At 43.8% G+C, this 25,042-nt stretch carries 19 protein-coding genes; 10 read left to right on the top strand and 9 right to left on the bottom strand.

The window, feature by feature from the left end; all coding sequences use genetic code 11:
* Positions 1-188: 188 nt before the first annotated feature.
* The 7 genes from KKZ03_RS08290 to KKZ03_RS08325 form a co-directional block, all read right to left on the bottom strand.
* Positions 189-2,135, bottom strand: coding sequence for a bifunctional UDP-sugar hydrolase/5'-nucleotidase (locus tag KKZ03_RS08290; RefSeq protein WP_243221035.1), 1,947 nt, complete (start codon positions 2,133-2,135; stop codon positions 189-191).
* 435 nt (positions 2,136-2,570) lie between these two features.
* Positions 2,571-3,242 carry a thiopurine S-methyltransferase gene (locus KKZ03_RS08295; protein WP_243221036.1) on the bottom strand — a complete coding sequence of 224 codons (672 nt, stop codon included), beginning with the start codon at positions 3,240-3,242 and terminating at the stop codon, positions 2,571-2,573.
* 115 nt (positions 3,243-3,357) lie between these two features.
* The gene (locus tag KKZ03_RS08300; protein WP_243221037.1) at positions 3,358-4,761 is read right to left on the bottom strand and encodes a cytochrome c peroxidase; all 1,404 of its coding nucleotides are present in this window, start codon (positions 4,759-4,761) and stop codon (positions 3,358-3,360) included.
* Positions 4,762-4,902: 141 nt separating this feature from the next.
* Positions 4,903-5,214 carry a phosphate-starvation-inducible protein PsiE gene (locus KKZ03_RS08305; RefSeq protein ID WP_243221038.1) on the bottom strand — a complete coding sequence of 104 codons (312 nt, stop codon included), beginning with the start codon at positions 5,212-5,214 and terminating at the stop codon, positions 4,903-4,905.
* Positions 5,215-5,388: 174 nt separating this feature from the next.
* A complete protein-coding gene (cydX, locus tag KKZ03_RS08310; protein ID WP_371744872.1) occupies positions 5,389-5,970 on the bottom strand; it encodes a cytochrome bd-I oxidase subunit CydX in 582 nt (193 codons plus the stop codon).
* Between the two features lie 9 nt (positions 5,971-5,979).
* Entirely contained in the window at positions 5,980-7,119 is a 1,140-nt protein-coding gene (gene cydB / locus KKZ03_RS08320; protein ID WP_305852371.1) for a cytochrome d ubiquinol oxidase subunit II, read from the bottom strand.
* Positions 7,116-8,678 carry a cytochrome ubiquinol oxidase subunit I gene (locus KKZ03_RS08325; RefSeq protein WP_243221039.1) on the bottom strand — a complete coding sequence of 521 codons (1,563 nt, stop codon included), beginning with the start codon at positions 8,676-8,678 and terminating at the stop codon, positions 7,116-7,118. The genes cydB and KKZ03_RS08325 overlap by 4 nt, the downstream gene beginning before the upstream one ends.
* A 366-nt stretch (positions 8,679-9,044) precedes the next feature.
* Between KKZ03_RS08325 and KKZ03_RS08330 the strand changes: the two genes are divergently transcribed.
* From KKZ03_RS08330 to KKZ03_RS08350, 5 genes are all read left to right on the top strand, one after another.
* Entirely contained in the window at positions 9,045-10,325 is a 1,281-nt protein-coding gene (locus KKZ03_RS08330; RefSeq protein WP_243221040.1) for an NAD(P)/FAD-dependent oxidoreductase, read from the top strand.
* Position 10,326: 1 nt separating this feature from the next.
* Positions 10,327-10,527 (top strand): DUF2892 domain-containing protein, encoded by a 201-nt coding sequence (locus KKZ03_RS08335; protein ID WP_243217455.1) that lies wholly within the window; start codon positions 10,327-10,329, stop codon positions 10,525-10,527.
* Between the two features lie 179 nt (positions 10,528-10,706).
* Entirely contained in the window at positions 10,707-12,107 is a 1,401-nt protein-coding gene (locus tag KKZ03_RS08340; RefSeq protein WP_243221041.1) for a TolC family protein, read from the top strand.
* Between the two features lie 49 nt (positions 12,108-12,156).
* Positions 12,157-13,242: an efflux RND transporter periplasmic adaptor subunit gene (locus KKZ03_RS08345; protein WP_243221042.1), complete on the top strand. Its 1,086-nt coding sequence runs from the start codon at positions 12,157-12,159 to the stop codon at positions 13,240-13,242.
* The gene (locus KKZ03_RS08350) at positions 13,242-16,490 is read left to right on the top strand and encodes an efflux RND transporter permease subunit (protein ID WP_243221043.1); all 3,249 of its coding nucleotides are present in this window, start codon (positions 13,242-13,244) and stop codon (positions 16,488-16,490) included. Before KKZ03_RS08345 ends, KKZ03_RS08350 begins: the two co-directional genes overlap by 1 nt.
* A gap of 110 nt (positions 16,491-16,600) precedes the next feature.
* Here KKZ03_RS08350 and KKZ03_RS08355 read toward each other — a convergent pair whose 3' ends face one another.
* Positions 16,601-17,176 carry a hypothetical protein gene (locus tag KKZ03_RS08355; protein ID WP_243221044.1) on the bottom strand — a complete coding sequence of 192 codons (576 nt, stop codon included), beginning with the start codon at positions 17,174-17,176 and terminating at the stop codon, positions 16,601-16,603.
* Between the two features lie 683 nt (positions 17,177-17,859).
* Between KKZ03_RS08355 and KKZ03_RS08360 the strand changes: the two genes are divergently transcribed.
* The 4 genes from KKZ03_RS08360 (at position 17,860) to KKZ03_RS08375 (ending at position 21,519) form a co-directional block, all read left to right on the top strand.
* The gene (locus KKZ03_RS08360) at positions 17,860-18,645 is read left to right on the top strand and encodes a DUF4405 domain-containing protein (protein WP_243221045.1); all 786 of its coding nucleotides are present in this window, start codon (positions 17,860-17,862) and stop codon (positions 18,643-18,645) included.
* A gap of 175 nt (positions 18,646-18,820) precedes the next feature.
* Positions 18,821-20,227, top strand: coding sequence for a hypothetical protein (locus tag KKZ03_RS08365; protein ID WP_243221046.1), 1,407 nt, complete (start codon positions 18,821-18,823; stop codon positions 20,225-20,227).
* Positions 20,228-20,586: 359 nt separating this feature from the next.
* Positions 20,587-21,243 (top strand): methyltransferase, encoded by a 657-nt coding sequence (locus KKZ03_RS08370; RefSeq protein ID WP_243221047.1) that lies wholly within the window; start codon positions 20,587-20,589, stop codon positions 21,241-21,243.
* Between the two features lie 69 nt (positions 21,244-21,312).
* Positions 21,313-21,519 carry a DUF1289 domain-containing protein gene (locus tag KKZ03_RS08375; RefSeq protein ID WP_243221048.1) on the top strand — a complete coding sequence of 69 codons (207 nt, stop codon included), beginning with the start codon at positions 21,313-21,315 and terminating at the stop codon, positions 21,517-21,519.
* 220 nt (positions 21,520-21,739) lie between these two features.
* Here KKZ03_RS08375 and KKZ03_RS08380 read toward each other — a convergent pair whose 3' ends face one another.
* Entirely contained in the window at positions 21,740-22,669 is a 930-nt protein-coding gene (locus tag KKZ03_RS08380; protein ID WP_243221049.1) for a hypothetical protein, read from the bottom strand.
* A gap of 324 nt (positions 22,670-22,993) precedes the next feature.
* Here KKZ03_RS08380 and KKZ03_RS08385 point away from each other — a divergent pair, with 324 nt between their 5' ends.
* The gene (locus KKZ03_RS08385; protein WP_243221050.1) at positions 22,994-25,036 is read left to right on the top strand and encodes a PAS domain S-box protein; all 2,043 of its coding nucleotides are present in this window, start codon (positions 22,994-22,996) and stop codon (positions 25,034-25,036) included.
* Positions 25,037-25,042 lie beyond the last annotated feature (6 nt).

Here is a 25,042-nt window from a genome sequence, read left to right on the forward strand (position 1 = left end):
AACTGAAAGAACGTTGCCATTTTTCGTGAAACCCGAAAAGTTTTCTACCCGATTCGGGAGCGAAAAATTGGCTGCGTTCTTTTCAGTTAACGTTGTTCTGGTGACTCCTCGATAAATAATTGTTCTGCCGAATAGATACCATCTCTTTAAAGAATGGTTTCTGTTCGGCTTTTTTGTGAGGGATTGATTTAGTTGGGTATCACGCCTTTTAGCGGTTGAATCTCTGGATTACCAAAACCGGGGCTTGCCAGTGGATAGAGTAGATTGATACGGTGTCCTTGAGGGTTCGCCATCATTCCAGGTTGGGTTTTTAAATAACGCACGACAATTTCGCTAACATCCAGCGGGTTACCTTTTTCGTCTTTTACAACATCAATAGCACTGCCGGGTGTTGCGCAAGCTCCGCAGTTGTTAATGGTCTCGGGATCATCTGCGTACCAGTAACCTGCGACGGAATACGGCACTGATGGGGCATGCGGGGCAACATATTTGCCCTCATCTTTTGGATTAATCGATTTCCCGCCGATCTTGATATTCGAGCCACTTGAGCCATAAGGTGCATAGACATCCAAATCAAAAGTCACGTTACTATAGCCAAACATCCAACCGCCGGTCCAAAGGCCGGGAACGGTAGAGAATGAGCCGCGGGTAGAATTTTCAATCTGTCTTTTAAGCTGGCCACCATAGATAGGATAAACCTTGGCAATGCGGGCACCTATAGGCAAGTAATGGTAAATATCCGACATGGTTATCGGGCCGGGTGCAACATGGGTGCCGTAGCGAAAACCGCGAATGGTCGCAAAATCGGAACCGGCAGCCCAGCGCATGGCATCAACAATCAAATCGTGAGAGCTGCCCTCAATGACGCCCGGATTATCCGTTTTGCTATCGGTAAAATTTGAACGGTGTAAAGCGTTAGCGGTATAGCCTACAACCGTATCGACAGGACGCAGCAGGGTGCTGGTATTACCGCCAATGGTTGCAGTCTGGCCGGCAACAAAAGTATTACTTACAAAAGGAGTCCGTACTTCGGCAACCTTGCTTGCAACTGCTGCATCTTCCTTAATTTTGTCGGTGATGATGTGCGGCGTCCATTTCCAGGTCAATTTACCGTCACCTGGAAGTTTATGGCCTTTTTTAACCTTGAGACGAATCTCACCCAGCATAGTGCCGTCCTGGCCTTCTTCTACCAATACGGTACCGGTTTTAAGTACCACAGGCTCTATGGTGCGTTCGTGCATATCGGCATTCAAAATAAAATCAACGCCAGGATAGCGGGTAGCAAGATCAATCGTTCTGGATAATTCAAGTTCCGATATCATGACAATGATGTCAACCTGCATGATATTACGTAATTCGTTGATGTAGTAAGGCATTTCGTTTTCACCGTCGGTGTACACGAAGCCTTTGGTAACAACCGGTCCGACTGCGCGAATGGCGCGTGCTGTTGTCATACCCAGAACGCCGACTTTTATGCCATTGATTGTTTTGATAATATAAGGCGGTAATGGACGCTGACCTGCCAACTGTGGATAAGGCGTAGTAGTATCAGTCGATGGAAAGTCGATATAGCCCGGTGCTCCGAGCGTTTTGTGGTCGACACCCAGTGCCGGGCGATCTGATCTTCCTGGTTCATCAGAAACCTGATCGGGACAAAGTGGTTTGGATATGCCTGCACAGACATAATAAAGATTGGCAGCGACTGTTTGGGTATTAAATAATGGCGGTTTACCGGGCGTGCCTACGAATGTTTGCAGAAATCGTTCCGGCCCGTAAAGATAGTCCCAGTTGCCCGGCTCATTAAAATCAGGTTTTAGCAGATTCATAACATCAATCAAGGCTTGGCCACGGGTGAACATCGCTTCGGCAGAGCCTTGCAGGGTATCGCCTGTATTGAAATAGAGCGTCTGGCCGGGATTGGCTTTGCGGATATGGTTGATAACTGTTGCCATACGCGCAAGACCGCCTTCCATCCTGCCTGTGCTGTCGCTACGCACATTGGGTCTGGGCACAAGATGGCCGTGGATATCGCCGGAATGAATGAGGGTGAGCTCACCTTTTCCTGCAAAAGCCGTTCCGGAAAGTATCAACCCGGTAAGTACGATTAATTTTTTTAACAAACCATTTCTAGTCATTATGCACCCCTGACTTATTAACAATAGCCAAGCACTTTGTTTTATCAGTGTAGCGGCAGGCCAGGTCAGTGGCATTAAGTTTCTTAAGGTTCAGTATTTCGTTCATAACGGCATTTCCAAGTGTATTTATTATGTGAAAGTCAGGTTGTTGTAACTATCTCACGGCTACACAATACTCTTAGCTAAAACCATGCCAATAAACATTGGATTTTATAATTCATTGTTTTTGTTATTAAAAATATATTAATTTGATCCTGATGTTTCATGTATTGTTTCAGTGAAACAGTAATGAAAAATTTGATACGTTAATGAAACAAACGATAGCCTGTTTCATTAACAATCCTGTCTGGATTTTTGTAATTCGGTGATACAACCTGAGGAGATCTGTCTTGCCGTACTTGTTGGCTTAAGAAGCTTTGGACTTAAGGTTTGAATTTATTCAGCGTTTCTTTGGCGTGGCTTTAATAGGTAGATTTTCTCCTGCAAACGTTTGAGTCCCTGGGTTTGAAGTTGGGGATATTCATCCAGTACATCTTGTTTGCAGAGTAGTATGATTTCATGGTTGTCCTGATAAAGGTCGCGAATCTCGTTTTCACTGACAGAAAAAGGCGGACCATTCATTTCTTTTTGTTCGTAGTCAAATGTCACCAGTAAAGTTTTCACGTTATCCGGCAAAATGCTTTTCAAATGTTGAACGTATTGTTGACGAAGTTCGACAGGCAAGGCGACCAGTGAAGCACGATCAAAAACACAGGCTATGTCCTGAACCTGATCGCTATTAATATTGAAAAAATCACCTTGAAGAATGACTAAACCATCGGCTTCCCAACAGTAAAAGTTATCCTGCTGAACGATTTCAGGATTTAAACTGTTTTCAGTAAAAAAATCGCGTACGGCGAGCGGGCTTATTTCGACGCCAAGAACCCTGTGTCCTTGTCCGCATAGCCATAACATATCACTCGTTTTTCCGCACAATGGAACCAACACACGACAATTTGGGGTAGCGTTTAAATGCTGCCAATACGATTTAAGATGACTATTGATTTCCTGTTGGTGAAAACCAATTTTATTTTTTTCCCAAATTTCAAGCCAGAATTCAGTATTCATAAGTATAGTTTGTTGTAGGTTTGTAAAATGGCACAATCCAGCTACACGGATAAGGCCAAACCAGTTCAGTTTGATCGAGCTTTATCCGTGCTGTATTAGCTTGATGTCGTGGGATTTATTTGGCATCTTTTGCAGTTAACTGCGCGAGTGGTTTATTGTTATATTCCCCGGTCAGTGTTTTGAGGAAAGCAACTATTTTTCCAATTTCATCGCTGGTAAAATTCTTGTCGACTTGAACCTTACCCATAATCCGAACGGCATCGGCGAGGTTATCAACCGAACCATCGTGAAAATAAGGGTGAGTCAGTTCTATATTACGCAATAGGGGTACTTTGAAAAAATAGCGGTCTTTTTCCTGCTTGGTTACGTTGAAACGACCATTATCAACGTCTGTTAATTTACCTCCGCGCAGTTTGAAATAATCTTGTTTGACACCCATTTTTTCGTAAGATAATCCACCGAGTACCGGGCCGAAGTGGCAGGAGGCGCAATTCGCTTTAAACAAGTTGTATCCAGCCTTTTCATCCTTTGTTAGAACGTCTTGTTTACCGCGCAGATACTCATCGAAACGGGCATTGGGCGTTATCAGTGATTGTTCAAAAACAGCAATCGCATCGGTCACTGTCGTTTTAGTCAGACCTAGTGCCGGGTACAGTTTGCCAAAAGTATTTTGATAGTCACTGGCTTGCTTAAGTTTTTCGACAACGTTATCCCATTGCGCTCCCATTTCCATAGGATTGGCGACAGGACCTGCGGCTTGTTCCTGAAGGTCTTTGGCACGGCCATCCCAGAATTGAGCGATGTTGTACATTGCATTATAGACGGTCGGAGAATTGATTGGCCCCTGCTGCCCGCGAATGCCGGTGGACACTTTGGCCTGATCGGTGCCGCCCCGAGTTAAATCGTGGCAGGAAGCGCAATTTAAAGTATCGTCTCCCGACAGCAGGCGATCGTGGAATAGTTTGTCACCTAGAGCGACTTTGTCCGGATTGAGGTCAACCTTTAATGGAATCGGTTGTATGGGTTCGCCTTTTAGCGTTTTTGCAGAGTCAAGACTCCAGGGCGATTCTGCCCGCTCTTCGGAAATCCAGGTCAGGATGTTTGCTTTCTCATCATCGTTTAAATTGTCCGTCCAGTGCATTAGCAGAAATTGTGCGGGCGGCATGCTGCCGTTGTTAATAACCTTTTCCAATCTGGCTAGCATTAGCGGGGTAAAAGCTTCTGCACCGCTGTAAAGCTCTTTAGATAAAATCAGTCTAGCCCCTGCTTCTTCTATATCTTTTGCCATGAGTTGTTTGGCTATTGGCAGTTCTGAATAGAACGGCAGTCGGGTCATGCCGGGTGAGTGACAATCCACACATTTATTCTGCAAAATTTGAGTAACTTTGATGAAGTTATCGGATTTTCCGGAAACAGGCAAAATGGGCTTATTTTTACCCGTCAAACCAACCAGGTTGGAAACGGGAAAAAATAAAACTACGGCCAGAAGTAATAGTAAAAATAAGGGTAATTTTTTCATGTGTGCTTAAGATGTTTATTGGTTGGGAAAATGCGGCTTGCTCAAGAGCCATTACTATAGATTCGGTAACTCATGAAATACAAATGATTGTCTTAAAAAGCGACTGTTTATTGACAATACATTTACCTGTACTCGCCGGGCTTATTTTTTGTCTTTAAGGTCGTTGTCTTCAGGGCAGCCATAATTTTTGGCGGTGTAAGACAAGATTAAAATGGCAATACTGAGCAGGGCAATGGCAACCGTGATGCTCAGTAGTAAATAAAGATGAAAACTATCAGCCACTTTTTGTACGTCAATAACCAAATGGCGTGATAATGCGGTAATGGCGATATAAATCAGAAACTGTACCGGTAGTCGACGGGTTTTAAAATAGGTACCGACCATCGCACCTAATTCAAGGTAAATAAATAATAACAGTATTTCTTCAAGGCTGGCATGTCCTGATTTCATCATCGCGATATAGTCATAAACAGCAGATCAGACTATCGTGGCACCTATGCCAAATAATGCGAGATAGTGAAAGCTATCGACCAGGATGTCGCCAATTTTATGAATAATAACCGTCTTATTGTGCATGGGTTACCTTACGCTTTAATCTGACTGGTTTTGTAAGATTGTCGGTAGCGGTTATGCCAGTTTTTGCAGACTACTTTTTGCGGTTGCAATGTTGATTAATTTGTTGACTTCATGGGCGGTATTATCTGATGCATTCGACAATGCAGAAAATTCAGCAACGCCGGTAGTTACTACAACAGCAAGATCTTTATGCGCTTTGATATGTTCGATGATTTCATTTTTTACTTGTGCAGCAATTTCCTCGGCTTTTTTCAAGGGCGAACCCGGCATGGCAATAAGAAAATCCTGATTATCCATTCTCGCTGCAATATCAACACCCAGTCTGATATTTTCTTTAAAGCAGTCGACGACGCTACGTAACAGAGCCTCCATTTCATAAGCCGGTAAAGGGTTACCGGATTTAAAATCTTTTAAGCTGATAAAAAGAATGGAAAAAGGAAAGCCGTTACGTTTGGAGTTATCCACTTTTTCCTGTAGGCGGCCCAACATGGTTTCTTTGGTGATTAATTGTGTTATCGGATCTAAATCAATATGTTCTTTATCCCAGGTTTCTTGGGCTTCCAGTCTAAGTACGTTGATAATGCCTAATGAGCAGGCCAGTAATAATCCAAGTATCCAGGTAAAATACCACATAATAATCTCCTAATAAGCGGTATGGTCGTTCTGATGAATGTGTTCTACCGTTATTTTGCCGCGCAACACACGGAACACCCAGGTGGTGTAAGTAATAACAATAGGCAAAAGAATAACTGTCACCCAGAACATGATTTTCAAGGTGCCAAAGCTGGAACTGGCATCCCATACGGTTAAAGAGCTGTTGATGGCAGAACTTGACGGTATCAGAAAAGGAAACATGGACACGCCGGCGGTTAAAATAACCGCAGCCAAGGTTAATGAGCTGGTTATAAATGCCAAACCCGGACGTCTGATTGTTGATAGCGCCATCGTTAATGCTCCGGCACAAAATGCCAGTCCTGGAACCGCCCACAATACCGGATAATGCGCATAGTTGGCTAGCCATAAGCCCGTTTCTTTATTGACTATTTTTGCCAGCGGGTTAGACGGTGCATTAGGCAAAACTTCACTGCTGATCTGGTAACCATCAATATTGGCAATCCAGATGCCCGCCAAAGCAAAAATGGCCAGTGTTATTATGGCAAAAATAGTGACAACTTTTTTACAACGGCGATTAATATCGCCGGTGGTCTTGATTTGCAAAAATACTGCCCCGTGCATAACTATCATGGACAAGCTAACAAGCCCTGCCGCCAAGGCAAACGGATTTAATAAATCCCAGAATGAACCAGTGTAAAAAATACGCATATCGTTGTCAAAATAAAACGGTACACCTTTTAATAAATTGCCAAAGGCCACGCCAAAAATTAACGCAGGGACAAAGCCGCCGACAAACAAGGCGATATCCCAGTTGTTACGCCATTTTTGACTGGGTAATTTACTCCGGTAATCAAAGCCTATCGGACGCATAAACAACGCAAACAAGGTTAACAGCAAGGCAAAATAAAATCCTGAAAATGCCACTGAATAGGCCACAGGCCAAGCGGCAAACAACGAAGCGCCGGCAGTGATAAACCAAACCTGATTACCTTCCCAGGTAGCGCCGATGGAGTTAATAATCACGCGGCGTTCGGTATCATTTTTACCTAAAAAAGGTAACAAGATGGCGACGCCCAAGTCAAAACCGCCGGTAATGGCAAAGCCGATCAATAAGACACCTAAAAATCCCCACCAGATCAAGCGCATGGTTTCATAATCAAACATCATGGTGTGACTCCTGAAGCAATTTCAAAATGGTAACGGCCTTTATGCAGGCTGCTGGGGCCTAACTTGATAAATTTAAGCATCAAGAACATTTCGATGACCAAAAATACCGTATATAAACCGATATAACCAGCCAGACTGAGATATAAATCCAGTTCGGTTAAGGAGGATGCACTTAAAAAAGTCGGTAAAATTTCTGCAATCGACCAGGGTTGTCGGCCAAACTCGGCGACAAACCAACCCATTTCGCAAGCAATCCACGGTAAAGGCATCATTAAAAGACTGGCGCGTAATAACCAGGTTTGCCGGCATTTTCGAATGGAACTGGCAATAACGGCCATAACAAATATCGCCAGCATAATAAAGCCGCAAACGACCATGATCCGAAAAGTCCAGAATAATGGTACGACTCTGGGCAGCGAATATTGCGCCGCCGACTCTATTTGTGCCTCAGTGGCATCGACAATTTTGTCCGTATAACGTTTGAGTAACAAGCCATAGCCTAAGTCTTGTTTATAACGGTCAAATTCTGCCAGGGTAATTGCATTCCGGTTACCGGATCTTAATGTTTGCAACGCGGCATAAGCTTTAATGCCCTCACGTACCCGTAAACGATTTTTTTCCAGAATTTCCGATAATCCGGTGATGGGTTCATCAATAGAACGTGTACCGATCAAGCCAAGCACCCAAGGAATTTTTACCGCATAACGTGTTTCCATGGTTTCCTGATCAGGAATACCGATTACGGTAAATGCTGCCGGCGGTAGTTCGGTGTGCCATTCGGCTTCAATCGCAGCGAGTTTGGCTTTTTGTACCTCGCCATCGGTATAGCCACTTTCATCACCTAAAATAATGACTGACAATACGGCGGCCAGACCAAAACCTGCCGCAATGGTATAAGAGCGTTGTGCAAAAGCGGCATCACGACCTTTTAACATGTAATAAGCACTGATGCCGAGTACAAAAGCAGAGGCAGTTGTGTAACCTGCAGCAACGGTATGAACAAATTTAACCTGGGCAGACGGATTAAATAACAGCGAGCCAAAGCTGGAAAGTTCCATGCGCATGGTTTCATAATTAAAGTCGGCGCCGACCGGATTTTGCATCCAGCCATTAGCGACCAGAATCCATAATGCGGATAAATTGGAGCCTAAAGCCACCAGCCAGGTCACTGTCAAATGTTGGCCTTTACCGAGTTTATCCCAGCCAAAGAAAAACAGGCCGACAAAAGTCGATTCCAGAAAAAATGCCATCAAGCCTTCAATGGCCAGCGGCGCACCAAAAACATCACCGACATAATGTGAAAAATAAGACCAGTTCATGCCGAATTGAAATTCCATAGTCAAACCGGTCGTCACACCCAGCGCAAAATTTATCCCGAATAATTTCCCCCAAAACTGGGTCATATCCTTGTAAATTTCTTTGCCGGTCATGACATAGGTTGATTCCATAATCGCCAGTAAAAACGATAAGCCCAAGGTCAAAGGAACAAACAAAAAATGGTATAAAGAGGTTACTGCAAATTGCCAGCGAGATAAATCAACGACGGCTTCTGAAATCATAAACTTCCCCTGTGAGTTGCCGTTCTGTAAGCCAGAACCTGAGATAAACAACAGTAAATACAAAGTAAATCAACACGTTTTGTGTGTAAATTAAATGTCTTGTTAAAAGCATACTTTTTGTCCGGGTTTACCCTGACTAATTAGTATTGTATGCTAGGGTTAATTTATGTTATTGTCTAGCAATATTAACAAATACTAATATATATTTTTGCTTTCCCGGTGCCTTTATCTGATCAAGTGCAGGTTAATGATTTTTTCGTTGTTCAGGGTATGTGCCGATTCACTTTAATGGGGATGTCAATTGGCAGCACGTCAATTGAAAAAATGTAACGCACGTAATAATAACTATTAATAAGGAGAATAATCATGGCTCGTATTGTAATTTTAGGTGCCGGTATTGGTGGCGTACCAATGGCTTATGAAATGAAGGAAACCGTAGGAAAAAAACACGATGTTATTGTAATTTCCGACTCACCTACTTTTCATTTTGTACCTTCAAATCCTTGGGTTCCACCACGATGGCGAACACCTGAAGACTTAAAGATTGAGTTGGCGCCGGTGATGAAAAAGAAAGGTATTGAATTTATTCAAAAAGCGGCAGCAAAAGTTGATCCGGTTAATAATCAGGTTCAGTTGGTTGATGGTTCAGCCGTTGCCTACGATTTTTTGATTATAGCGACAGGGCCGCGACTGGCCTTTGATGAAATTCCGGGCTTGGGGCCGGACGGCTTTACTTCATCCGTCTGTCATGTCGATCATGCCGCTGTGGCTGCAGAAGATTGGGACAGATTTATGGAAAATCCCGGCCCCATTGTTATCGGTGCAGTACAGGGCGCTTCCTGCTATGGTCCTGCGTATGAATACTTAATGATTCTTGAAACGGAGTTACGTAATAAAAAAGTACGCGATAAAGTACCGATGACTTTTGTTACTTCAGAACCTTATATCGGCCATTTAGGTTTAGGGGGTGTTGGCGATACTAAAGGTTTGATGGAAAGTGCCTTGCGTGAGAAGTCCATTAAATGGATAACGAATGCCAAGGTCGATAAAGTTGAATCCGGCATGATGTTTGTAACTGAAGTTGATGAAGACGGCAACGACAAGAAAAAACATGAGCTGCCTTTTAAGCATTCAATGATGTTGCCCGCCTTTACCGGCGTTGATGCGGTGCGTCATGTCGGTGTTGAAGGATTGGTCAATCCGCGCGGCTTTGTGTTGGTGGATGAGCACCAGCGTAACGCAACATTTAAAAATATCTATTCTGTTGGTGTTTGTATTGCCATTCCGCCCATAGAAAAAACACCCGTACCGGTGGGGGTGCCAAAAACCGGTTATATGATTGAATCAATGGTGACTACCACCGCACATAATATTGCCGATGAACTGGCCGGTAAAGAACCAACACATATAGCGACTTGGAATGCTTTGTGTCTGGCTGATTTTGGTGATTCCGGAGTGGCTTTTCTGGCTATGCCCCAAATTCCTCCGCGTAACACAACCTGGTCGGCAGAAGGCAGATGGGTGCATCTGGCTAAAATCGGTTTCGAGAAGTACTTCATGCGTAAAATACGCAAAGGTATTAGTGAGCCTTATTATGAAAAGTTAATGCTCAAATTAATGGGCGTAGTACGCATAAAAGGTGAGTAAGATGAGTATTGATCGAATCGTGTTTGCCGTTGCCGGCAGTTTTATCCTGATCAGTTTGTTGCTGGCGCATTATCATTCTGATTTGTGGCTATGGTTTACGGCTTTTGTTGGCGCTAATTTGTTGCAATCAGCCTTTACGGGGTTTTGTCCGATGGCAATGCTACTTAAAAAGTTGGGTGTTAAACCGGGTTGTGCTTTTTGATTACAGTGTTGGCAGACAGTCTTAAATAAAGTACTGTAAATTTTCACCACGAAGGCACGAAGAGCACGAAGAGCACGAAGAGCACGAAGAAAAATATAACTCTTCGTGGTGAAAAATGTTGGAAGACTTCCGTCTATTTCTTAACAGGTATTGTTAGACGTGACACTTACGTGAAGATTATGCTTAAAATAATAAAAAAGAGCTTGGCATTAAGTCTGTTACCGGTACTGTTGCTATCAGGCTTGTCGTCAGTCGTAGCTGATCCTGTTACTAAAAGTGCTGTCGATAAAGCAGTGCCGGAAAAATTAACCAGCCAATCTTATACGCTGGATCAGGCTATTGACTATGCAATCGCCAACAATCCTGACTTGCAAATCGCCATTGAACGCATCAATCAGGCTCAAGCTCAATTAGGTGTGGCGCTGTCTGCTTTTTATCCGCAAGTAACGGCCAGAGTGGGTTATGAAACGTCCAACAATCCGGCTCAGGTCTTTGCAATGATTGTCTCGCAAAGGGATTTTGAGCCCAATAACATCAATAATATTAATAATCCGGGCTACCGACAAAATTTTCGTCCTGAAATCATAGGAAAGCTGTCACTGTTTCGTGGTGGTCAGGATTATCAAAACAGTAAAGCTGCGGAGCTAGGCATAGACGCGGCCGAGTTTGAGCGCTCAACCGTTCATAATGCCTTGATTGAAGCGGTAACGGCTTCTTATTATGCTTATTTGGCCGCTATAGAAGCGCAAAAAGTCGCCCAGGATTCTATTTCCGCAATCACCAGTGAGTTAAATCAAACAAAACGACAGTACGAAGCCGGAACCGTACTTAAATCAGATGTATTGTCACTGGAAGTAAAATTGGCTGAAGTAGAGGATGCCAAAATCAGGGCGACCAACGGTATTGAATTATCCAACGCCGGTATCGCCAACTTGCTGGGTCTGTCCAGTTATCAAACCTTTACGGTGGCACCGTCAGCTTCGCTGTTAACCAAGCCCAAGTTGACTGGATCGTTTAATAATTTGCTTGAACTTGCCATGACTCAGCGTCCTGAAGTAAAAGCTGCCGCCAAACAGGTAGAAATTAGTTTACGCAAGTTGAAAAGTGAGCAGGGTGCTTATTTACCCAAGGCTGATGCTTATGTCAGTTACGGGCAAAATAGCCAGTCGCCCGGATTTTCCGGTAACAAAGATAATGTTACCGCTGGCGTTACTGTCGAAATGGATTTATTTTCAGGGTTTAGTACCCAACAACGGGTTAGTGCGGCAGAGCGAAAAGCCGCCGAAGTTCGGGAAATAGAAAGAAAAACCAGGCTGGGTATTGAGCAGGAAGTAAAAATTGCCTATTTAAAATTGGAGGAAGGTTTGGCGCGTTTGCGTGTTACCGAAGTCTCGGTGCTCGCCGCCGACGAGGCCTTACGGCTGGTAAATGAAGAAAGACGCGCTGAAGTGGTTACGGTCACCCGTTATATCGAATCGGAAGTTGCCAGAAATAAAGCGCAATCGAGTACTATCGCAGCGCATTACGATGCCCTGAGTGCAGAAGCGGCATTAAAAAAAGCGGTCGGCGACTGGAAATAACAGCGATTTTTCGTAGCCCCAATGATTTATCCAAAATACAGGAGTTCTCATGTCACAACCTGAACGCAAAAACCGTAACAAAATTATCGCTATTGCCATCGCCGTTTTAGTCTTGATTTTGTTGCTGCTTTACATGCAAGGGACTTTTGTCAGTAAAGTATCGCCCGGCTTAAGCCCACTGGTCAACGATGCAAATACGCCCAAAAGCGAAACTGCTGTGGTTGAAAAAAAACAGGTTGACGATATTCTTAACTGGCCTGGCACGGTAAGATCAAGAATCGTGGCTAATATTGCTCCCAAAATGACAGCTCGCATTATCGATATTAAGGTTCATGCCAGCGATAAAGTCAAAAAAGGCGAGGTAATTGCCATTCTGGATGAGCGTGAACTCAGAGCTCAGGAAAATATCGCCCTTGCCGCGCTTGCCGGTGCAACTGCGCAAGCCGGTCGTGCCAAAGCAGACGAACAACGTACCAAAAGCTTGTACGTTAAGGAGGCGGCAACCCGCGAAAATTTTGATGCCGTCGTCGCCCGTGCAAAAGAGGCGCAAGCGGCGGTCAGTCAGGCAACCAGTACGGTGAGTGAAATCAGAACCCATTTGGCGGATACGCTATTACTGGCACCATTTGACGGTACTGTCGTCAAGCGCCTTAAAGAGCCCGGTGACATGGGCTTGCCCGGTGTGCCGGTGGTCACTTTGCAGATACCACAAGGCTTAAGGCTTGAGGCCGACGTACCCGGCACTTGTGCCGGACGTTATCGCACGGGCATGGAGGTTAGGGTGCGCATTGATACCCTGGGCCAAACGGTTACGGCTCAAGTCGATGAGATCAGTCCTGATGTCGACTCGCAAACCCGCACTCAATTGATTAAAATTGCCTTGCCGGCAATGGCAGGTTTGCAAGCCGGATCTTTTGGTTGGCTGGAACAAGCTTGCGGCCAACATGAAGCCTTATTGATTCCTGCCAGTGCAGTGCAGCATATCGGTCAACTGGAAGTGGTTACGGTCTGGTCAGAAGGCCGGCAGCTTATGCGCCATATCAGAACAGCTAAAACTTTTGGCAACAGGATTGAAGTTATTTCCGGTTTACACGCCGGTGAAATCGTCATCGTTAATCCACAGCAGGTACCATAATGGACGAGCTGCAAAATCAAAAACCGAAACGTGGCTTGACGACCAAGATTGTCGAAATTTTTACCACCTCACAGTTATCCATTTTATTTCTGATTATTTCGCTGTTGGCTGGAGCTGCAGCACTGGTTCTTACACCACGTGAAGAAGATCCACAGATTGTCGTGCCGGTTATGGATGTGCTGATTGAATATCCGGGGGCTTCCAGCGAAGAAGTTGAAAAGCTGGTGTCGACACCGCTGGAGGTTTTGCTCAAACAAATTGAAGGCGTGGAATACGTCTATTCCATCTCCAAGCCCGGTGCGGCGATGGTGACCGTGCGTTATTTTGTCGGCCAGGATTTTGAAGACAGTCTGGTTAAAACCTGGGACCGGCTTATGTCCAACCAGAACCTTATTCCGCCCGGGGTTACGCACTGGAAAGTAAGTCCTGTAGAAATTGATAACGTGCCTATCGTATTACTGACACTTTCTGCACAGAATAATAATTATGATTCTATGGCGTTACGCCGCATTGCCGATGAGCTGATTATTTCTCTGAGAAGTGTGGGCGATGTGGGTAAAAGTTGGGTGGTTGGCGGCGAACAACGGCAAGTATCCATTTATGCCAACCCGGCCAGTCTGGCGGCGCATGGCGTAACGCTGATTGAAGTGACTCAGGCGCTGGCCAATGCCAATGTTAATTTACAAGCGGGTAGCTTTGAAAGTAATAACCGTGAAATTCTACTGGAAGCCGGCCCGCATTTTAGTTCATCACCAGAAGTCGGCGCGACCGTTATAAAAAGTGTTGCCGGACGTCCTGTTTATCTGCGGGATGTGGCGCGTATTGAAGATGGCCCGGCAGATGTCGACCATTACACGCGTATCGGCTTTGGCCCTGCGGTCGATGAAATGCCTACGATTGGCAAAGCTACCGGTAATCCGCCGCAAGTCGGGCAAGAACGGCCAATGGTCACTATTGCCGTTGCCAAACGTAAAGGCAGTAATGCCGTTCATGTCGCCGAAGCCGTTATTGCCAACGCAGAAAAGATGCGCGGTACGCTGATCCCCGAAGATGTTTTGTTAACCGTTACCCGTGATTATGGCGAAACCGCTAACGATAAAGTGAACGAACTGGTTAAACATTTAAGCTTTGCCATCGTCATTATCGTGGTGTTACTGGCTTTTTCGTTGGGGCTGAAAGAGTCATTTATTGTGTCCATTGCCGTACCGATGACCTTGGCGCTGACTTTGTTACTGGATTATATTTCCGGTTACACCATTAATCGCGTTACTCTGTTTGCCTTGATTCTATCGTTGGGCTTATTGGTGGATGATCCGATAGTGGATGTTGAAAATATCCACAGGCACTATAAATTACGCAAAGAATCACCGCTGGAAGCGCTATTGACGGCGGTCGATGAAGTCAGGCCGCCGACTATTCTGGCGACTTTTACGGTGATTGTGTCATTTCTGCCAATGTTTTATATCACAGGCATGATGGGCCCCTATATGGCACCCATGGCTTTTAACGTGCCGATCGCCATGATTGTCTCGTTAATTGTGGCTTTTACCGTAACTCCCTGGGCCAGTTTCAAATTGCTGCAAAGCGAATATCACAAGCATAGCGACGAATTACCGGAAGTACTCGAAAAAACCTTTATCTATCAGGCCTATCGCGCGGCACTCGGTCCGCTGTTGGCGACCCCGGGGCGTGCCAAATTATTTTTACTGATTGTGCTGATAGCCTTTTTAGGCTCAACCATGCTGGCTATTACTCGTGCCGTGCCGCTTAAACTATTGCCTTTTGATAATAAAAACGAATTGCAAATCATGATTGATATGCCGCGTGGCTCAACCCTGGAAAAAACCGATGAAGTTGTGCGTGCCTTGGGTAGCTATTTGGCGACAGTCAATGAAGTGACTGATTATCAAACCTATACCGGCCTGGCTGCACCGATGGATTTTAACGGCATGGTTCGCCATTATTATCTACGCAGTGGTGGTTATGTGGGTGAAGTCAGAATCAATTTATTACCTAAAGATAAACGGGAACAGCAGTCGCATGAAATCGCTTTACGTATTCGCTCTGACATAGAAAAAATCGGTAAGCAATACGGCGCCAACCTTAAAATTGTCGAAATTCCACCCGGGCCACCGGTACTTTCCGGTTTGGTTGCTGAAATCTATGGCCCGCCTGAAGCGACTATTGACGGTTTGATAGCGGTATCCAAGCGCGTTAGAGCCGATATGGAAAAAACCGAAGGCGTAGTTGATGTGGATGATTTTTCCGAAGCGCCGCATGATAAAGTGCATTTTCAGTTAAATCGGGAAAAAGCGGCCTTGTCGGGTGTCAGCGTTGCGCAAGTTGCCGAAACATTGCGTATCGCTTTGGCAGGTCAAACCTTGGGTATCGTACATGCGGACAGGGAGCGCCAGCCGCTGGAAATTAACCTGCAATTACCCCGTGCACTACGTTCGTCTATTGCCGATTTATTGGCATTACGGGTAAAAACAGATCAAGGTGAGTTAATACCCTTAAGTGAGCTAGGCACTGCCACTATGGAAAATGAAGATCAGCCTATTTATCATAAGAATCTGCAACGGGTCAGTTACGTCATTGCCGAAATGGCAGGACGCAGTCCGGTAGAAGCGGTTTTTGATCTTAATGATACGTTTGCCGAACATCCCTTGCTGCAAGGTTATCGCGCCGAACTAGCGGGGGAGGGCGAATGGAAAATTACCGTTGATGTCTTTCGTGACCTTGGACTTGCTTTTGCAGCCGCGTTAGTGATGATTTATGTTTTATTGGTCGGGCAAACCGGATCATTGACCGTGCCGCTGGTTATGATGATCGCTATTCCCTTAACGGTGATTGGCATCATGCCGGGATTTTGGTTGCTTAACCAGTTTATGGCGACGCCTGTTGCAGGTTACCCCAATCCGATCTATTTTACCGCCACCGCCATGATAGGCATGATTGCCCTGGCGGGTATTGTTGTGCGCAACTCCATTATCCTGATTGATTTTATCGAACGCATCCGCGCCCGTGCCGATGTAACGCTTGCCGATGCCCTGATTGAAGCGGGTGCAATTCGCTTGCGGCCGATCTTTCTGACTGCGGGAGCGGCCATGTTCGGTGCCTTTGTCATTATCCTTGATCCGATATTTTCAGGACTGGCCTGGAGCTTTATTTTCGGTATTTTTGCTTCGACTTTGTTTTCATTGCTGGTAATTCCGGTGGTTTATTTTTTGATTAATAAGGAAAACTGAGCCGATTTTTAGCAATGCAGGTTGGGTTGCCTTTTTTCGCAACCCAATAAAATAGATGCAGCGTAGATTGGTTTGAAACAGTATTAATTCAATCTACGCTGCTTTATTGCTTAAGCCTTTTTACGTAAAGCGGCTAAACCCAACAGGCCGGATACAAACAGCCAGATTGCGCCGGGAACTGGTACAGCAGCGACAGATGATTCGGTTACAGAAACACGGGCGAAGGTTGCTAGACCAGGGGTGTTGTTGCCAAATTGTTCAAGCATTATGTGGACGGCGGTTACGCCTAAGCTTGCCGAATCAAAGGCGATACTGTAAGTGTGAAATAGGCCGTCATTGACCAAGTTGACTGGTGTTAGAGCTAAGCTTGAGCTACCTGCTATCCAAGTATGATCTCCTGCGAAAGCGGTACTGATACCAAAATAACCGCCGGCATCATTACCGGCAACACCACTATAATCAAAATTGAAATAACCTTTGTTAAAGGTCGCGGTGGTAAAAATGTCACCTTGTGAATTGCCCGATGTAAAGCTCAATTTGTTATTGCTGACGGAAGCGTAAGAGCCGCCGGATTTGAGGGTCCATGCACTTAAATTGTCAAAGTTGTCGCTAAAATAAGTAACGTTAGCCATGGCTTGCGAGCAAAAACCAACCGCGAATAATATAGCTAAAAAGAGTTTTTTCATTATGTTCAGTCCTAAAGGTGAATATCTATGATAAGTTGTGATAAATAAATTAAGTAACATTTGTATACGATCTACTTAAGGTCAGTCACGAAGCTGACCTTCTGTAGTTCAATTTAAGTGTAGTCTAAGACTTACTGTATGGTACGAATTGACTTACAATTAAATGTAACAGATCGATGTGGGCAGCCTAGTCTGGCAACAGCTTTTTTGTTGCCCGACATTACGGCATTAGCTTAAGAACTGGTGGTGTAAGCTGAAGCGGACAAGTTCATTAAGTTAAGCAAAGTGAATATAAAAAAATGAAACGAGCGGCGAAGCTATTGCGAAAAAGTTTTTTAATTTAACGAGCTATAAAGGCCATGGTTTCGGAAATTTACCCGTCCCTGCAGATACGTTAGACCGGTTAGCAAGATAAACATAAACTTATGCTGCAGTTTTGCTACGCTGGACATTTACTGCAGAATGGGTTTTATTAAGTGGATGAAAGCCTTTGGTTGGCTTGTTGGGCTGTTATCGTCGTTGACTACATCTTCAAATGCTTGAGGAAACTTCCAGGCAATTTTTAATCAATACAAAACAGTCCGAAGTAGAGTTTTTAATAAAATGAATAAGTTTTTTCTTGTTGCCGAGCTCTTAATTGGGAACGGTTAATTTACGTAAAAAAGCTAAAATACATATTAATTATGAATCGTACATTTGCTAACATCATCATCGACATAATTGCGGCATTTCTACTTTTAGGTATGATTGCGACAGGATACATACTGCGTTTTCCATTGCCACCAGGTAGCAACAAAATGTTGAGCTTATGGGGCTATACCCGCCATCAATGGGGTGATGGCCATTTTTGGATCAGTCTGGGGCTTTTGATAGTCCTTATTAGTCATTTGGTTTTGCATTGGAACTGGATAGTTACCGTAATCGGTAAGCGCTGTCATTTGTTACAAACTGCGCACCCTTCACTAATTCGCAGTGGGATATTAACAGGCGGTATAGTTGTTTTCCTTATAGCGCTTTTTGCCTGGGCTGCTGAAAATAGCGTTAAAGAAATAGCCGGTCCAATGCGAGGAAAACACTTGGGGCATAATGGGAATACTGATCCGGTTAACGAATCTTTAGCCGCTTCGCCGATATCAAATAGTGTTGATCAACAAGCGATCGGGTTCTGGAAAGATGTCTACCCAATATTCGAGAATAATTGCCTGTCTTGCCATGGCCCACAAAAACAGTTGGCCAATTTTCGTGTTGATCGCCAGGAAGATTTCTTCACAAGTAATGGGCGAGCACCTTTAATTTTACCGGGACAGAGCGCTGTAAGCCCGTTGATTGCTATTGTATCGGGAACAAGAAAGGACATGCCGATGGCGAATGTGCATAAGCTTTCTGATCAAGATGTTTTGAAACTGAAAGCCTGGATAGATTCGGGAGCAGAGTGGACGGTAAAAGCTGATGTTAATATATTGCATTGATTAATTTTCACTATTTATAATAACGTATCTCATAGATACCAGAATCCGGTTACCCGATCTTCGGTTGTACTACCAGTGTAATTAAGCTATAGCTATACCCAAGAAATATTGGTTTGCCAAACAGGTGGTAATCCATTATTGTTTATAAGTAATGTCCTCAGGAACCGATATCTTTATGCGCACCAAGCTTCAAACTCATTATCCGGCTACCTGTCAATGGCTGGCTAAAGTCGCTTTACTAATCGTCCTAACCTTAAGTGCCAATGGTTGTAGTTTACTCAAAAGCACTCTGGAATTACCTGAAAAGGGCATACGCTCGCTATTTTCGCTCCATAACGATAACGCTGCACCGGATCCCGTTGAACTTCAATCGCTGTTGCTTCGTTTTGCGGACGATTATATTGATGCACTCAGTATCGCTTTTAGCAAATTGCAGGAAGCCGATGGACAGCCCTCCCAACGGCGCAATATGCTGATGCGTCGCATCGCCACCACCAATGATGTGTTGGGCACCGCCACTGGTGCGAACGCCTACGCTAATCTTCTGGATATGGTCATCCTCGTCACCTTGAATCGGATGAATATTGAGGACTATTGGATGCCCAAGCGCTTCGGTAACTCGGCCAAACCTTTGCTACTTGCATCGCAGGAAACCGAGAAGGAGATTTGGCGTATTGCTGCATTGACACTAAAACCTCTACAGATTAAGGAACTCCGCGCTGCCATAAAAGCTTGGCACGAGCAATATCCTGATGGGCGTTCGCCCAGTGATGTCGGTTCACTCGGTTTTGCGGCCGAAGTTGGTCAGATGAACCGTAGCGCTCAGCAAGGGATGACCAGTAGTGTTTTTAACCTGCTAGACATCGACCCATTAGCGGGGCTTGATCCCGCTACTCTCGAACTGGCTAATACCCGTTTGTTTGCTGAACGTGGCTTATTCTTGGGGCGACATATGCCGACCCTGATTCGCTGGGAAACTGAATTGTTGGTCATCCAGACCGTCGAAACGCCGCAGATGGAACAACTATTAGCCAATACAACACAACTGTCCGAATCAGCAGATCGTTTCAGTCAGACGGCAGAGCGCCTACCCGAACTCATTAGCGCAGAGCGCGAACAAATCGTTCAAGCCTTGAATGCGCAGCAGCCAGGCCTTACCAGTCTTGCGGCACAAACCGAGAAAGCACTGGACGCAGGACAACAGATGTCCACTGCGTCCACCGCTACCTTAAAGTCTTTTCAAGACGTACTGCGGCAAATTGATGCCAGTCCATCAAACCCGAACACTGAGCCTTTCCACATCAACGATTACACCGCAGCAGCTGCACAGATCAACGTTGCAGCACAAGATTTGGTGAAATTGTTACAAGCTTTTGACCAGATACTGGCTCCCGGCAAGTTTGACGAACTATCAACCCGATTGGATGCACTGACCCAAAAAACACAAATCAGTGGTAAAGAATTGGTGGACTATACGATTAAGCAAACTTTATTTTTTGGTTTGATACTGATTGGTTTGGCTTGCGTGATGGTATTGATTTCTTCCGTGGTTTTTTGGCAGTTGAAGAAGAAATTTGCCTGAGCCAGGATACTTGGCTCAAGCAATCTGGCAAGGGCTATATTTTTTGTATCTGTTACTTGTATCTCGGACAGCCTGCCTACGTCAGATGACGCTTATAAAAAAGCAAAGAATGGTTAAAGAAAGTGAAGTGATGTATATTGCACGACACAATGCTGTAGCGCTGTATTTCAGTATTTAGTAATTTTAAAAAACCACTCGTTTAACCTTACTTATCCCTTCGGTAGTGAAAGAAAATTTACCCTTATTTGCAGAAAAATATCGTGGCCTAATAAGTCTATGGCTATTTACGTAAGTGCCTTTAGGTTTTAGTCATTAACTGCACACAGCCACCTGTTTTTAATAGAGAACGTCAAATTATTATGAATGATCAAGTTATGAGTATTGCAAAAAGAGAGCTGGAGTTATCTTATTATTTGGATAGGCAGCCTTACAGTGCGGAGTTGGATGGTATCTCCCTGACAATTGCAAAAAATGTATTTCCCTCCTGTTTTGGTATCACCAGTTCATTTTTTGGTAATTTTATACTCCAGCAAAAACCGGCAGCTACGGCACTGGATATGGGCTGTGGGAGTGGCTATTTTGCTTTCTTATTAAAAAAAATTGGCTGTGAAATCGTATTGGGAGTCGATTTTAATAGCGATGCCGTAAAATGTGCGACTGAAAACTCCGGCCTTAATCCGTCATTAGCACCGATTGCTTTTATATATAGCGATTTGTTTGATGACGTGCCCGTAACGAAATTTGATATTATCGTATTTAATTTTAATTACTATCCTTCCAACGGCGATTTTGGTTTAAATGACGATGGAGGACGGCAAATATTGCAACGGTTTTTCAGTCAGGTAAGTGCTTTTTGTGATTCTGAAACAAGAATTTACATTCCCTATTCGGAGTTTGTAGGGCTTGATCATGATCCTAAAATGATTTGCCAGGACTTCGGTTTTACGTATGAAATAATGACGACTACAGTCAATGAGACTGGTGAACATTGCATCTATAAGATAATGAAACAATAAGGCTTTACAAGGCAGTAAATACTGCCGGGCAATGCAAACTATAGTCATAATCAACCAAGAGAACAACGCATGAAATTTAATCCCTGTATTGATAAATGTACGTCCGGAGGTAGTCATTGCCAAGGTTGTGGTCGTTCATTTGAAGAAATTGCCGGTACTAAAAAATTGGTGATGTCGATTGTCAGTTTTATACAAAGCCAAGACTATGAGAATAGTGAAGAATTTATCAACAAGATTAGCAAAAGCGTAATTAAAAAATTACAAAAACCGGAGTAAAGTTACCAAGCTAAAGGAGTCGATATAGAAACATGAATTAACTAAGTACGTACGTCGTGCTGTGCGGGCCTCAGTTTTCAAGACTCACACCGCAAGCCCTACAGAAAGTATGTCACTTAATCAACTTTGTTTTCTATCGCTTAGATTTTCCTTGCTTAAAATTTTAACCAATAAAATCAGATACGAGCGACTTAAAAATTGAATAAATTATCAGGTTATTTCATTTCTGCCTGAGATTTTTTAGTATTTCTTCCAAAGGAACGAGGTTCATGGTCATTCTGAATAAAACGTCATTATTCTGTAACAGGCCATAACAATGATAAGTTCTTAGCATAATATTGGTCTGGTTTAAGGTGTTCTCACGTGATTCAGGGAGTTGCCTGACCAGAATATGCAGCTTGTCATTATTTTTAAGTTGGTTTACATAACGCCGGTCTACTGAAATTTCATGGGATGTGTAAACCATAGGGTTAAGTTTGAAATCATGGTTTTCCATTTGCGCTTTTTCCAGTAGAGCCCCTGAGGTAAGGCTGCAAGGGAATATTTCCGGGTAGTGTGCGACATTGGCTAGTTCATCAAAATAATCGGATTGCTCTGCTAATGACCCGGACAAAAAGTTTTTAGCAGAACCATTATTCATAAATTTTCGTTTAAGAAAATAGTCGGTACCCGAAATGATTGTACGATCAGGTATTTCGTTAAGATCAGGTAGCTGGTTAAATTTCGTATCGGCCAAGAACAGCGGAAATTGTGTTTCTTTTTTAAATCCCAGTAATACGGTTTTGTCATCAGATTTCATGGCAATACGGTTGCCCAGCGTCAGGCCGGGAATCGTTTTAATCAGGGTTTTTTTAATATCCAGATAAACAGGCATTCGTGGCCTGACCGCGTTAACAAAGGTAATTTGGTAATTACTGAAATGCAGATTATTTTCGGCAATGATCCGGTTTTCATGATGCGCTTGCCGGTATAGACGCATTTGATATTCAATAAGTGTGTTCAGTTGATAGCCCAGAACAATAGGACCTTTAAACGGATTATGAGTAACCTGTAACCATTTATGCTTGTCATGAAACAAATTAAAGTCATCAGTGGCGTTACGGGCCACTTCGATATGAATTTGGTCAAAGGTGAATGACTGATTTTTCATGTTTCTTTCATTGGGAATGGTGTTATTAATAGTCAGGTGTTCAGGGTCACCGATTAGCCTGCTGTTGTCAATAAATCGGCTAAATCTCTCAACTATTAATAGTTGTATTGCTCCATTGCTGTCGCTGTCAGAATAAAATGGCTATTTTGATTTGTAATAAACAGTACTTAAGAGCGCATTAAATAGCTCGTTGTTGACGGTATGTTGAAAAATGTTGAAGAGTAGTGTATTTAATTAGGTCATGTTCTGTTACGTTTAATAGATTTAGTAAAAATACTGTGTGATGTTATGATGCGTATACCAATTTAATAATAAAAAAATTGAATGCCTAAGTCTGAGTCCACTAAGAATAGCGATCTGCTTTCTCCATTTTTACCAGAAGAGCGGGTATTGCAAACTACGGATATATTGCAATATTGCTTCGAGAAAATGCCTGACGGTGTCGCTTACTGCAAGATGTTTTACCAAAACGGTAAGCCAACAGATTTCATTTATCTCTATACCAATCCTTCGTTTCATAAGCACACCGGCCTCGGTGCAGTAGTTGGTAAACGTGTCAGCGAGGTCATTCCAGGGCTTTTCGAGTCCAATCCGGAACTCTTCAACATTTACGGTACTGTTGCCAATGGCGGCGCTGCAGAAAGCTTCGAAATTTTTCTCAATGATTTACAACTATGGTTTTTAGTACAAGTTTTTAGTCCAAAATCTGAGCATTTTGTCGCCACATTTAAAGTTATCCATCAACGCAAAGCTGCCGAGCAGTCATTAGTCGCAAGTGAAAAACTTTACAAAGCTTTACTGGAAGATCAAACGGAAACCATTTGTCGCTTCAAAGCCGATGGCACTATCCTTTATGTAAACGATGCTTTTTGCAAAGTGTTTGACCAATCAAGAAAATCCTTGATTGGTCAAACATGGTATCCAAGAGTATTTTCCGAAGACCTTCCTTTAATCAATGAAAAACTGAAATCTCTTTCCCCTGACAATCCTGTTGTAGTCATTGAAAACCGTATTATTACCGCAGGTGGTTTTTTGCGTTGGGGTCAGTTTATCAATCATGCTTTTTTTGATGACAATGGTGTATTGTTGGAAATGCAAGTCGTCGGACATGACATTACCGAAAATAAGCAAGCTCAGGCGGCTAATCTTGAGCTGAACACCCGGCTTACGCAAATTTCCTCCCGCCTTCCTGGTGTTATTTACCAATATAAATTACGTCCCGATGGAAGTTCTTGTTTTCCTTATGCCAGTACTACCATTCAAGAAATTTACGGAGTTACACCGGAAGAAGTAAAAGAAGATGCGACCAGCGCTTTTGCCTGTCTTCATCCTGAGGATTATGACGGCGTTGTTGAGTCAATCAGACAATCGGCAGTAACGCTTGAGCCTTGGCAGTATGAGTACCGTGTACTATTTCCTGGTGAAACAGTTCGTTGGTTATATGGTAATGCTGTTCCCGATAGAGAGTCTGACGGGTCGATTCTCTGGCATGGTTTTATTACCGACGTTACCGACAGCAAGCGAATAGAAATAGCTTTACTGGCGGAAAGTCAGAAAAACGCTGCATTATTGCGTCATGCCAGTGATGGTATAACCATTATGGATAGTGAGGGTAAGCTGCTTGAAGCCAGCGATGCCTTTTGTAACATGCTGGGCTATAGCCATGAAGAAATGATGGGTATGCACGTTTCACAGTGGGATGCCGGTACTTGTGAAAGTGAGCCCATGAACATAGTAAGAGCTCAATTTGAAAAGCCTGTTCGCTCTCAGTTTGAAACGCGTCATCGCCGTAAGGATGGCACGATCTACGATGCGGAAATCAGCGGTTATCCGATTGATCTTAATGGGCAACCGGTATTATTTAATTCCACACGCGACATCACTGAGCGCAAGTTTATCCAGCAAGCCCTACAAAGGGAAAGCGAGAAAAATTCATTATTCCTGCGAAGTGCAAGTGATGGTTTTCATATTCTGGACATTCATGGCAATATTATTGAAGTAAGCAATACTTTTTGTCACATGTTGGGCTATGGACGTGAAGAATTGATCGGTATGAACGTTTATCAGTGGGATGCAACATTCACAAAAAATGAAGTCGCGGAAAGACTAAAACAACAAATCATAAGCTCTGCACGTTCGCAATTCGAGACACGTCATCGGCGTAAAGACGGCAGCATTTTCGATGTTGAAATCAGTGGTTTTACACTTGAGCTGAATCATGTTCCTTTAGTTTTCTACTCATCACGCGACATTACACAACGTAAGTTTTTGGAAGCAGCGCTCGCAACATCGACAAAAGAAATTGAGGATCTCTATAACTATGCTCCCTGCCCCCTGCGTCAGAATAGTTGTCGCCTCAACTTTTAAGAAAAA

This window comes from Methylobacter sp. S3L5C (assembly GCF_022788635.1).
Taxonomy (GTDB): domain Bacteria; phylum Pseudomonadota; class Gammaproteobacteria; order Methylococcales; family Methylomonadaceae; genus Methylobacter_C.

What these genes read in the sequence shown, in the direction of transcription:
- KKZ03_RS08365 (WP_243221046.1), top strand. Translation starts at nt 18,821, where the DNA reads ATGCGCACCAAGCTTCAAACTCATTATCCGGCTACCTGTCAATGGCTG.
- cydB (WP_305852371.1), bottom strand. Translation starts at nt 7,119, where the DNA reads ATGATGTTTGATTATGAAACCATGCGCTTGATCTGGTGGGGATTTTTA.
- KKZ03_RS08345 (WP_243221042.1), top strand. Translation starts at nt 12,157, where the DNA reads ATGTCACAACCTGAACGCAAAAACCGTAACAAAATTATCGCTATTGCC.
- KKZ03_RS08325 (WP_243221039.1), bottom strand. Translation starts at nt 8,678, where the DNA reads ATGATTTCAGAAGCCGTCGTTGATTTATCTCGCTGGCAATTTGCAGTA.
- KKZ03_RS08295 (WP_243221036.1), bottom strand. Translation starts at nt 3,242, where the DNA reads ATGAATACTGAATTCTGGCTTGAAATTTGGGAAAAAAATAAAATTGGT.
- KKZ03_RS08375 (WP_243221048.1), top strand. Translation starts at nt 21,313, where the DNA reads ATGAAATTTAATCCCTGTATTGATAAATGTACGTCCGGAGGTAGTCAT.
- KKZ03_RS08380 (WP_243221049.1), bottom strand. Translation starts at nt 22,669, where the DNA reads ATGAAAAATCAGTCATTCACCTTTGACCAAATTCATATCGAAGTGGCC.
- KKZ03_RS08300 (WP_243221037.1), bottom strand. Translation starts at nt 4,761, where the DNA reads ATGAAAAAATTACCCTTATTTTTACTATTACTTCTGGCCGTAGTTTTA.
- KKZ03_RS08340 (WP_243221041.1), top strand. Translation starts at nt 10,707, where the DNA reads ATGCTTAAAATAATAAAAAAGAGCTTGGCATTAAGTCTGTTACCGGTA.
- KKZ03_RS08385 (WP_243221050.1), top strand. Translation starts at nt 22,994, where the DNA reads ATGCCTAAGTCTGAGTCCACTAAGAATAGCGATCTGCTTTCTCCATTT.
- KKZ03_RS08350 (WP_243221043.1), top strand. Translation starts at nt 13,242, where the DNA reads ATGGACGAGCTGCAAAATCAAAAACCGAAACGTGGCTTGACGACCAAG.
- cydX (WP_371744872.1), bottom strand. Translation starts at nt 5,970, where the DNA reads ATGTGGTATTTTACCTGGATACTTGGATTATTACTGGCCTGCTCATTA.
- KKZ03_RS08335 (WP_243217455.1), top strand. Translation starts at nt 10,327, where the DNA reads ATGAGTATTGATCGAATCGTGTTTGCCGTTGCCGGCAGTTTTATCCTG.
- KKZ03_RS08355 (WP_243221044.1), bottom strand. Translation starts at nt 17,176, where the DNA reads ATGAAAAAACTCTTTTTAGCTATATTATTCGCGGTTGGTTTTTGCTCG.
- KKZ03_RS08330 (WP_243221040.1), top strand. Translation starts at nt 9,045, where the DNA reads ATGGCTCGTATTGTAATTTTAGGTGCCGGTATTGGTGGCGTACCAATG.
- KKZ03_RS08360 (WP_243221045.1), top strand. Translation starts at nt 17,860, where the DNA reads ATGAATCGTACATTTGCTAACATCATCATCGACATAATTGCGGCATTT.
- KKZ03_RS08370 (WP_243221047.1), top strand. Translation starts at nt 20,587, where the DNA reads ATGAATGATCAAGTTATGAGTATTGCAAAAAGAGAGCTGGAGTTATCT.
- KKZ03_RS08290 (WP_243221035.1), bottom strand. Translation starts at nt 2,135, where the DNA reads ATGACTAGAAATGGTTTGTTAAAAAAATTAATCGTACTTACCGGGTTG.
- KKZ03_RS08305 (WP_243221038.1), bottom strand. Translation starts at nt 5,214, where the DNA reads ATGATGAAATCAGGACATGCCAGCCTTGAAGAAATACTGTTATTATTT.